The sequence below is a fragment of the Lactobacillus kalixensis DSM 16043 genome, assembly GCF_001434335.1.
In the GTDB taxonomy this organism is placed as follows: domain Bacteria; phylum Bacillota; class Bacilli; order Lactobacillales; family Lactobacillaceae; genus Lactobacillus; species Lactobacillus kalixensis.
This window is the reverse complement of sequence record NZ_AZFM01000047.1, coordinates 1-10,154: the sequence shown is the minus strand read 5'-3', so window position 1 is coordinate 10,154 and position 10,154 is coordinate 1. Positions and strand designations below refer to the sequence as shown.

9 protein-coding genes are annotated in these 10,154 nt (G+C 33.3%); 4 read left to right on the top strand and 5 right to left on the bottom strand.

The annotated features are described in order from the left end of the window. Window positions 1-179 precede the first annotated feature (179 nt). From FC46_RS09165 to FC46_RS09155, 3 genes are read left to right on the top strand one after another with little or no spacing between them, the layout of a single operon-like run. Complete coding sequence (locus FC46_RS09165; protein ID WP_057800011.1) at window positions 180-1,037, top strand: ABC transporter permease; 858 nt, start codon at window positions 180-182, stop codon at window positions 1,035-1,037. Between the two features lies 1 nt (window position 1,038). Continuing rightward, a complete protein-coding gene (locus FC46_RS09160; RefSeq protein ID WP_057800009.1) occupies window positions 1,039-1,488 on the top strand; it encodes a LytTR family DNA-binding domain-containing protein in 450 nt (149 codons plus the stop codon). Continuing rightward, window positions 1,488-1,880, top strand: a complete 393-nt coding sequence (locus FC46_RS09155; protein ID WP_057800007.1) for a DUF3021 domain-containing protein — start codon at window positions 1,488-1,490, stop codon at window positions 1,878-1,880. Before FC46_RS09160 ends, FC46_RS09155 begins: the two co-directional genes overlap by 1 nt. A gap of 160 nt (window positions 1,881-2,040) precedes the next feature. Here the strand turns inward: FC46_RS09155 and FC46_RS09150 are convergent, their stop codons facing one another. The 4 genes from FC46_RS09150 to FC46_RS09135 all read right to left on the bottom strand — a co-directional run bounded on the left by FC46_RS09150 (window position 2,041) and on the right by FC46_RS09135 (window position 6,320). Beyond that, window positions 2,041-3,249 carry an ATP-binding protein gene (locus FC46_RS09150; protein ID WP_057800005.1) on the bottom strand — a complete coding sequence of 403 codons (1,209 nt, stop codon included), beginning with the start codon at window positions 3,247-3,249 and terminating at the stop codon, window positions 2,041-2,043. Between the two features lie 168 nt (window positions 3,250-3,417). Then, window positions 3,418-4,245 (bottom strand): triphosphoribosyl-dephospho-CoA synthase CitG, encoded by an 828-nt coding sequence (citG, locus tag FC46_RS09145; RefSeq protein WP_057800003.1) that lies wholly within the window; start codon window positions 4,243-4,245, stop codon window positions 3,418-3,420. Window positions 4,246-4,319: 74 nt separating this feature from the next. Continuing rightward, a complete protein-coding gene (locus FC46_RS09140; RefSeq protein ID WP_057800001.1) occupies window positions 4,320-5,072 on the bottom strand; it encodes an alpha/beta hydrolase in 753 nt (250 codons plus the stop codon). 12 nt (window positions 5,073-5,084) lie between these two features. Further along, entirely contained in the window at window positions 5,085-6,320 is a 1,236-nt protein-coding gene (locus FC46_RS09135) for an MFS transporter (protein ID WP_236702312.1), read from the bottom strand. A 315-nt stretch (window positions 6,321-6,635) separates the two neighbouring features. Between FC46_RS09135 and FC46_RS09130 the strand changes: the two genes are divergently transcribed. Next, entirely contained in the window at window positions 6,636-7,826 is a 1,191-nt protein-coding gene (locus FC46_RS09130) for an MFS transporter (protein WP_083478054.1), read from the top strand. Window positions 7,827-8,045: 219 nt separating this feature from the next. Here FC46_RS09130 and FC46_RS09125 read toward each other — a convergent pair whose 3' ends face one another. Further along, the gene (locus FC46_RS09125) at window positions 8,046-9,683 is read right to left on the bottom strand and encodes a peptide ABC transporter substrate-binding protein (protein WP_057799999.1); all 1,638 of its coding nucleotides are present in this window, start codon (window positions 9,681-9,683) and stop codon (window positions 8,046-8,048) included. Window positions 9,684-10,154: the final 471 nt, after the last annotated feature.

The window sequence follows — 10,154 nt, the reverse complement described above, 5'->3', positions numbered from 1 at the left end:
GCACATATCATTGCCGAGCTACTTTTTCAATAGTACTTCAGTTTTTGACGCTTACGATTGACTTCATCAGAGGTAATAGAGTTTTTGAATGAAAATCAAAAGCAGATTGTTGATTTTCAATATCGTAAAGGTTCTATTAATGATGCCTTTGTAAAAGTTGCAGGAAAGGAGCTTCAATAATGTTTGCTTTAATTAGACGAAATATCAAAATTTATTTTTCAAATATTCCAGGAGTAATAATGTCCTGCTTGGGAGCTTTGATTTCATTCTTTATTTATATTGGATTTTTGCAACAAAATCTAGAGAGTTCTTGGAGTCATATTTCAGATGCTACACAATTGCTCGATCTATGGATGATTGCAGGTATTGTGTCAATTGCCGGAATTACTACGTCTTTTCAGGCGCTGGGACAAGTTGTCAATGATAAAGAGAGCAGAGCTGCAGATGATATTAGATTAACAGATATTTCATATTCAACTCAAAATTTGGCCTACGTTCTATCAAGTTCATTTATCAGTTTCATCATGCAAATAATTACATTTATTGTGATGAGCGGATATTTTACAATGGTTAACAAGATTTCGATCCCTAGTGATTCTTATTTACCAATGCTAGGATTTATGCTTCTTGGGGCAATCGCAGCAACTTTATTGAATGAAATTATTATCTTTTTCATCCATTCATCAACCACTTTTAGTAGATTATCTGCAGTTATTGGTGCGGCTGCTGGATTTGCTGTCGCTATCTATATGCCATATGGTACTTTAAGCTCAGGAGCACAAACTCTGGTAAAATTAGTACCAAGTAGTTATGAAGCTTCAGCGTTGAGAAGTTTATTATTAAATAAGATAAGTAATAATCAAATGCCTGCTAGTATGCGTCAATCCATGATTAACTATTTAGGGATTCATTTCAAAATTTGGGGACATCAATTAACTCGATTGGAAACAGCTTACGTAATATTTGGCATGATTGTGTTACTTATTGTAATAGTAGTTGGACTTTCTTACTTAGCTGATAGAAAGAGAAAAATTTAATGTGAAAGTTGATTTTCAAATTGATCAATCTTTAGATGATGAAATTCAAGTAGAAATTAGATCCGGTCAAAAAACGCCTACTGTTAGCCGATTAATAAGTTATCTGAATAAATTCGGTAAAAAAGATCGTAATCTTTTACCACTTAAAACTAGTGATCGAATTGTAACGATTAAGCGTGAAGACTTGATAAAAGTAGAAGTTGCTTCTACGAGATTGACTTATTACACTACACAAGAAACGATTGAAACAACGGGTAGATTATATCAAGTTCTTGAAAGTTTAAATGATGATTTTATTCAAGTGTCTAAGCATTCAATTATTAATCTTGATTACCTTCAATCGATTGAGAGTGGCTTTGCTGGGAATATGGTAGCAATTTTGAAAAATGGTGTTAAGGCTGATGTATCAAGACGTTATTTACCTGAATTAGAGAAGGAACTAGGATTGTAATGATAAAATTTAGAAGATGTTTAACATATTTTTTCACTGGCTTAGGATATGGAGCTGCGTGCTATTTATGCATTTTAGCTTTTGCTAATCCTGGTGTAGCACCTACCAAAACTGGAGTAATTTCGGTTTTCATTCTTTCAGGTTTGATTGGTATTTTATCAATGATTTTCAGGACAGATCTGCCATTAACTATTGCAATCGCTATTCATTTAATAGGAACATTTATTTTGTTTTTGATAATGGCCTTAATTAATAACTGGATTGTTAATTTGGAAACAATAATTTTCTTTATTCTCACATATGTCATAATTTGGACAATTTGCTTTTTAGAACAAAAAAGATCCCTTAATAAGATTAATGAGAGAATCAAATCTAGGAATAAGAATAAATGATTAAAGTGAAAAAATAGAAAAAGGAGCTCCGAAGAACTCCCAAAATAGCCCGAGCGAGGGTGTTAGATGATATTTTTTTGCGAAGAACGCTACTCAATAATCTGAAAGCGGTTATTGAATAGCGTTTTTTCATATCAATTGGTTAATTTAATACTAAGTCTTAATGATTTCTATCTGCTAAAAGCCAATCCCTAATATTAATAATCGGAATTCCAGAAATCATCGTTTGCTCTTCATAGCGTCCTGTAATGACAATTTTCTGGTAATTATTTGGAATTTCAAGCAAGTTATCAGTTTCTCTGGTTGAATTTTCTGGCAGTTGATAAGTTACTTGAATATATTGTCGTTCATTAACTTTAGTGGCAATAAAATCAATTTCTTTATCATCAAGTTTTCCAATTTGAACTTGATACCCACGTCTTAGTAATTCAAGATAAACAATATTTTCTAAAATACTACCACGATCATTAATTTTATCACCAAGTGCTTGGGTTCGTAGGCCAGTATCGACTATATAATATTTACCTTGCGATGATAAAATTTTTCGACCAGCAATATCATATCTGTTAGCTTTATAGAAAAGATAGGCTTGTTCAAAAGAGCTAAGATAATTTTGAACTGCATTATAGGAAATCGAAAACTGAGCAGATTTCAATGTATTAACAATTTTATTAGGGTTAATTAATTGTCCAACCGTATCAGCTAGATATTTCGCTACAAGCATTAATAAACCTGGGTCACGAAGTCCATTTCGATAGCCAATATCATTTAAAATGACGGTATTGTATATTCCCGACAAGATAGTTTGTTTCAATTCTTCTTTAGCTAAAACTACAGCAGGAAAGCCACCATACTTGATGTACTCATCATATAAACGGTCGATTTCTGCTTCAGATGGATCGCTACTTCTAAAAGATACCATTTCTTTGAAAGACAATGGGTAGACAGGAATTTCAACATATCTTCCGGAAAGTAATGTTGCTAACTCTCCACTGAGCAAGTTGGAATTACTACCTGTGATAACGAGTTCAAGTAATGCATTGAGTCGAAGACTATTGATGACTTTTTGCCAATCTTGAACAAATTGAATTTCATCTAGCAAGATGTACATTCTTTGATTAGGGATGATTTTTTCTTTTAAATAGCTATAAAGTTTCTTAGGCTCGTATAAATCTATATTATTGAAATCTTCGAAAGATAAATAGATGATTTGATCTTTTGTTATTCCTTCTTCGAGCAAATAATTTTGATACATTTTTAGAATGAATGACTTACCAGAACGTCTAACTCCGGTGAGAACTTTGATAAATTCAGTATCTTTGAATTCAATTAATTTATTTAAATAATGTGGGCGTTTAATTATTTCCATAGCAGAACCTCAGTATAATTTATCTTATAAAGTAAATTATACCCTTATTTCTTATAAATTTACCTTATAAGGTAAATTTATAGTAAAATTCGCAAAAATTTACTTTATAAAGTAAATTACTGCTCAATTAGTTTCGATCAAAGTAATAGTTGAGTGCCGTCTTTTTTTCTATAAATAATCACTCTCAAGTCCAAAAAAGATGGTAATAATTAAAAGATCAGCACATCCACCTAAACTCCATTTGTGTTGTGCAAATTTTTTATTGAGATCGTTGAGAAAAATTCTCGCATCTTCATTCGCGAAGCCACCAAGCTCTAAATAATGATTAGCATCTCTTTGAACTTCTTCAATTACATTTGTGGTTTTAGCACGCTTAATCAAAGTACTGTCTGCAGTTAAGCTGGCAATTTTCATAAATGTATCTAAAATGCGAGTCCGCTTGTCGCCTTTTGCGTTTTTTAAAAAAGGTAAGGCAACATCTTCAACGATCGGGTAGCCAGCTTCGGCTTCTTGGCGTGCACCACCTAAACCGTATTTTAGAAACTGCTTCTGACCAGCCGTTAATTTTTGGTTGTCATTTAAATTTTTAAAGTCATGTTCTACTAAACCGTGGGTCATTTGTCTAATGATGTCAAAAACATTGCCACCGTTTTGTTTAACATAGCTTTCGGCACAAGTGCAGATTCCAAGCGCAAAAATGGCACCTTTATGAGTGTTTATTCCATTAGTTGCTTGTGCCATTTCTTTTTCAGCAATTAAACCTTTTTCCCGCAATTTCGTAAACATTTTTGTTAAATCTGAATCTTGAAAATTATGTCCGACTTTTTCAGCTTCTTGCAGATAATTTTGTAAACTAATACTGCTATCGATGAACATGTAAATATCCATATCAGGATGAGAGCTATTGTCAATTGGATCGACTAGCCCAGGTTTTGGACCAGTAATAGCTTCATAAAATAGTGCACGTAAGGCGTTAGTTGAGATGTTTTTTTTCATAAAAATTTTGTCCTAATTTGATAATTATTTTTATTATGACAAAAAAAGTCCGACTTTTTCAAGTCGGGCTTAAATTATTTAGTTATGAAGTTGATTACACGAGTATATACTTCATCACGATTTTGGTGAAGTCCGTGGTCACTATCAGGAATTAAATGAAATTCATTGTTAGGGATTACTGCATGATAATGGCGAGAAGCATAGTTATTAACTATCTTATCTTTAGCTCCGTGCAAGATTAATGTTGGACCTTGATAAGTTCTTGCTACATCGTACATATTGATGAATTTTGCAGTTCTGAAGTACCAATCGTTTAATTTAAAATCTTTGAAGTCGATCTTTTCAGGAATGTGATTTGGATCATAATCAATACCCATACAAGTACCAATTCGTGCATCATCAACTAAAGTAGCAGCTGATGACATAATTACTAACTTATCTACTTTATAGGCATAGAATCCAGCCATCATGGATGAAAGTACTCCGCCTTGTGAGTGACCGATCAAGTATAAATGATCCAATCCTTTAAAATTGTCAAAGACATATTGAATGACAGCATGATAATCTTCGAGCTCGTTGTAGATTGACATGTTATCAAGTGGTCCTTCACTTTCGCCATGACCGTTAAAGTAAAAACGAACAGTAGCTAATCCTTTTTCTTGCAACTTTTCTGCAATTACAGGAAGTAAATCGTTAACCTTGGGATCCATCATCCCTACAAACCCATATGCTAAAATAGCAACGTCATATTTTGGAGTATCAGGAATTGAAACTTTGGCAGCAAGTTTTAATCCATCGCGCATAATAGTAATATCTTTTTCACTCATAATTTTTTTCTCCTAGTTTTCCAAATCTTGAATATTTTCTTTAGCACGCTTGTTTTGGTACCTTCTTACGATTGCAGCTAAAAGTACACCGATTAAACAAATTACAAAATTGAATAGAACAATTTCACGTGGTGCATTGATTCCACCTTTTGCGGTAATAATTGCAGCAATTTGAATAACGGCCCAGTTAGAAATACCATTTGCTAAACCAATTGCGGAAGTGGCAGTTGCTTTAAACGAAGGATAAAGTCCCGAAAGAAGTGAAACAGCCAATTGCATTAAGCCGCCTGCAGCAAACCAGCCCATTAATGCGGTAACTAAATATAGTAAAGCACCATTATGAATAAAGTAGGCCAAGAGAAGGGCACAGGCTGAAACAGCTGGATAAAGAATTAAGATAGTACTTTCTCTAACGCCCCTACTTACTATAAATGAAGTAAACAATACAGAAATTAGTGAAGTAATTGCATAAACTGATTGAAGTAACGCTGGGTTAGATAGGCCATAAAGTTTACCTAATTCTTGGTTAGTTTGAGTCCAGATCATGAAAACGGCAGTTGAACTAAAACCCATCAAAGCTAAAGCAATAGTTTCTCCGGTAATCTTGATTTTATCTCTTGAAAATTTTTTGGTTGAATTATCGGATTTTTGAGTATTACTTACTTGGTCGCCACCAACTTTAGGAAATGGTAATACGAAGCAAGCGATTGCGATAATGATGTAAGTAAGAGCTAAACTATTAAATGCTATTGAGAATGAAATATGGCTTGCAGCTAGGGCAACAATTATAAATGGCAAAATAAATTGTCCTAAACTTACAAAGAACTTTGTCAACAATGTAACTAAGGAGCGTTTATCTGGATATGCATCCATCATTGAAGGTGTCCACGCAGCATTAGTAAATGAATTGGCGACACCACCAGCGATACCAGCAAAATATGCTATTCCCATGTTAGGTGCATGGAGCATACCAAATGCAAAGACTGCCCATAATATAGATGAAATGATAGCAGATGAACGTCTACCAAAGCGGTCTGAAATAATACCAGTGAATAAGCTAGCAACGATTCCTCCTATACCAACAGCAGAGTTTACGGTTAAGACAGATGAAATATTACTTCCTTGTCCCCAAACTTGTGCTAATTGAACTTTATATTGTGCAGTAATTGACATATCAATCCCACAGAGTAGGAATGATAGATAAACCGCTACAGCAGTAGATAAATAATTACGTTTCTTAATATCCATAGTAAAACCTCCGAGGTTTTTAACGTTGTGCTTTTTGAACAAGTTAAGAATACTTTGAAATCGCTTTCTAAAAAATAAGAAACGTTTCTTTTATTGATAGAATATTTTTATTAATTGATAGATATTATTGATCATTTACTATTGGTTAATAACAAAAATGTTACCGTCATAGTTTTTCCTATATTAATGCATATTTAGAGCAATAGATAGAATTTGTTTATTGAAATGATTGATTGATTTTATTGATCTATAATAGCGCTTTCAATATTATAAATTTAAATGTTATTAATTGATAAAAAATCAGAGGGGAAAACGATGCTTAATAAAAAATATAAACCAACTGCTGGGATACTTTATTTTGGAACGATAATGCTGGGCATTAGCATGTCAATCTTAGCGCAGTATAAAGCGGATTTTGCAAGTCTTTGGCATACAGATTTAGCTGGTGTGTTAAATGTTATTGCAGCTTCTGGATTAGGTGGAATTATTGCAGCATTAATAACTGGTCAGTTTTCAGATCATTTTGGTAGAAAGAGTTCTGCTGTTATAGGTCATGTTATTCAGTCTCTTTATTATTTTGGTCTTTTATTTTCACCTAATTTAACGGTGGCATATATTATGGCATTAATCGGTGGAGGTTTTGGTAATGGTTTTATTAATGCGGGATGCTCACCAACTTTAATTGAAATTTTTCCCAAGAATTCATCTGTTGCGAACTTAATGACTAAGTTTATGATTAGTATTGGTCAATTTCTTTTACCAATCTTCATTTTAATTTCTAGCACTACTGGAGCAGGATATCGTGGTATCTTCATTTCAGCTGGAGCTGTTTATATTGTTTTAGCCATCATTTTATTGTTTTTACCATTTCCAAAACCTGGCGAGGATATTAAGAAAAGTAACAATGAAACATTAAAGAAGCAAAAAGCTAAACTTAACTTAGGTTCAGTTGCTTTAATTCTTATTGGCTATACTAGTACGGCCGTTTTCTTTCTTTGGTTAAATACATTCCAAGAATTAGCCATCCAGGAAGGAATAAAGCAGCCAAGTGTTCTTCAATCTGTATATGCAGTTGCAGCTGCACTTTCCGTTTTGTTCAATTCATACATTGTTAAACACGGTGTAAAAGAATCAACTATTTTAACATGGTATCCAATTTGTTCTGCAATTGCATTATTGTTAGCTTTAATTATTAATCAAGGATGGATTTTATATATTGTTAGTGCAATGATTGGCTTCTTTGCAGCTGGTGGTTTGTTTCAATTAGCTGCAGCACTTTTAGCAAAAATGTATCCAAACCTGAAAGCTACTGCGATGGCTGCGGCCGGTTTTATGTCAATGCTTGCTAATATGACGATTGTTACTTTTGCTTCAGTAATTGTTAAAAATACCGGAGCAAACAGTCAAAAGTGGATTTTGGTTATGAATATCGTGGTTTGTATGTTTGGGGCACTGCTAGGTGTTCTCGTTAAAAAAGAAGCTACTAAAATCTATCGTGAAGATTAATAAGTAAGTTATCATAACTATAAGGAATAGTATGACTAGTGCCGAACGTTAAAACTAGTAAAAAAGTGTCTGAAGGAAATTTTCTCTAAAATAGAAAATACCTGAAAAAACTAAAAAATGATAAAATCCTATTAAATCTTGGTATTTTGATCACACCGTGATTTAATAGGATTTTTTGTGTATTTGTTATTTTAACTGTCAATTGATATTATTCATTTATTATTGTAAATAAACATTCTTAAAGTCATATGGAACCCCTGTAGGATTAAATGAGACGTTCTTAACATTTGTCTTAAGCAATTGAGGTTTTGCAACTTGAATAAGTGGAATAGTCCCTTGGTTTTTAATTAACACTTTTTCAGCTTCAACTAATCTATCCCAACGCTTAGTAGGATTATTTCCATAGACATTTTCAGATTCATTAAGAAGTTTGTTGAATTTGGCATTACTCCAACCGTTGTTAAGGTAACTGGAGCCTTTTTGGAAAACATCTAAAAAGTTAATTGGATCGCTGATAACCGCTTGCCAATTCTTAAGAGTGATTTCATAATTACCGGCAGTTTGGCGAGAAATAAGTTGAGTATATGGAATAGATTGAATTGAAATAGTTACACCTGGTAGGCGATCTAATTGACTTTGTAAGAATTCTGCGGTTTGCTTTGCTGCATCGTCATCACTTACGAGTAAAGTTACATTGATTTTGGTGATTCCTGTTTCCTTGTATCCAGCATTTAATAATTTCTTAGCTCTTGCTAAATCGTAGCTGACACCACTTTTAACGTAAGCATCATCTTCAAAGGAGGTGCCAGTTTTAGGATTAGTTCCCATTCCAGATGGAACGAATCCTTTAGCTGGAATTGATCCGTCCTTTAAGACGTTATTTGTCAATTGCTTGCGATTAATAGCACTTGAAAATGCTTGACGAATTTTAAGGTTTTTAAATGCTTTTACTTTGTTTTGATTCAATTCAAGGCGACGGATTGCTGAAGCTAAACGAGCATGATAACCAGCTTTATTTTTATTTGCAGCTACTTGCTCACCGATTAAACCAGTTTCATCAACTTTGCCTGCTTGGAATAAATTGTAACTAGTAGTTGTAGAAACGCTAACTTGTTCATTTACTTTAGAAAGTTTAACTGATTTGGCATCCCAATATTTTGTATTCTTAACTAAACTCCAAGTTTTATTATTTCCATTCCATTTTTGTAAAGTAAATGGTCCAGAGGAAACTGTGTATTTAGCTTGGGTACCATATAATTTTCCATATTTTTGTACTACATTTTTATTTTGTGGGAAGAAAAGAGGCCAAGCTAATAAGTTTTTGAAGTAACTCAATGGACGGGTTAATTGAATTCTTAAATGATATTTAGAAATAGCTGTAACCCCTAAGCTTGAAGGGTTCTTTTGTCCTTTGTTAATAGCTTGAGCATTTTTTATTTGATATAAGTAAAAGGCCATTTGTGACTTGGTTGCAGGAGTAACGGTCCTTTGATATGAGTAGACAAAATCTTTTGCCGTTAACGGATCACCATTTGACCATTTAGCATTTTTTCTTAAGTAAAAGTCATAAGTCTTGCCGTGATTAGAAACAGAAGCTTTTGTTGCTAAAGATAGCTTAGGCTTATTATTTTTGTCCAAACGGTATAAGCCGTCACCAGTGTTTAATAAAGCCTGAAAACTAGTTGTGTCAGTAGCTAAAGAAGGATCTTGTGTAGATAATTGAGCAGTTTCTGACCAATTTAAAACTTGTTTTTTAGAATTAGTAGAATTGGAGCTAGAATTATTGCTGCAAGCTGCTAAGAGAATGGTGGAAAGACCGACGGTACTGATAGATAATAATTTTTTTGAAAAGTTCATTGATTAATTCCCCCTGTAGAATAGCGAAAATAAGCAATGAAAAAGAAAAACGCCTAACTAGATCAAATTGATCTAATAGGGCGTTAATAACGCGGTACCACCTATTGTTTATGGAAGTTCCACCTCAGTTCACGTACGGCTAAAAAGCGATACGTTACCGCGGTAGAGGGCGGACCCTGAATTTGCTAAATATCGCAAATTCACGCTCGAAGGCCATTTTCCAAAGTAGAGCCAATGTTTCATTTCACCAATTAGAAACTCTCTGAAAGAGGTGCTACAGTGTACTTTCCTTGTCATTGCTTAAATTCTAAATTAATGTTGAATTAATAATAATCTCATTCTAATGACTTGTCAACAGATTTTTAAGTCATATTTTAAATACGTGATTTTTAGAAAAAACAAACAATAAAAACATTCGGCCGATTGTAAAATGAAGTTGGACACTATGTCCTAAATTAAAAAAGGTCATTT

Excerpts from the sequence above, each read along its gene's own strand:
- FC46_RS09165 (WP_057800011.1), top strand. The coding sequence starts at position 180 with ATGTTTGCTTTAATTAGACGAAATATCAAAATTTATTTTTCAAATATT.
- FC46_RS09125 (WP_057799999.1), bottom strand. The coding sequence starts at position 9,683 with ATGAACTTTTCAAAAAAATTATTATCTATCAGTACCGTCGGTCTTTCC.
- FC46_RS09130 (WP_083478054.1), top strand. The coding sequence starts at position 6,636 with ATGCTTAATAAAAAATATAAACCAACTGCTGGGATACTTTATTTTGGA.
- FC46_RS09155 (WP_057800007.1), top strand. The coding sequence starts at position 1,488 with ATGATAAAATTTAGAAGATGTTTAACATATTTTTTCACTGGCTTAGGA.
- FC46_RS09150 (WP_057800005.1), bottom strand. The coding sequence starts at position 3,249 with ATGGAAATAATTAAACGCCCACATTATTTAAATAAATTAATTGAATTC.
- FC46_RS09135 (WP_236702312.1), bottom strand. The coding sequence starts at position 6,320 with ATGGATATTAAGAAACGTAATTATTTATCTACTGCTGTAGCGGTTTAT.
- citG (WP_057800003.1), bottom strand. The coding sequence starts at position 4,245 with ATGAAAAAAAACATCTCAACTAACGCCTTACGTGCACTATTTTATGAA.
- FC46_RS09140 (WP_057800001.1), bottom strand. The coding sequence starts at position 5,072 with ATGAGTGAAAAAGATATTACTATTATGCGCGATGGATTAAAACTTGCT.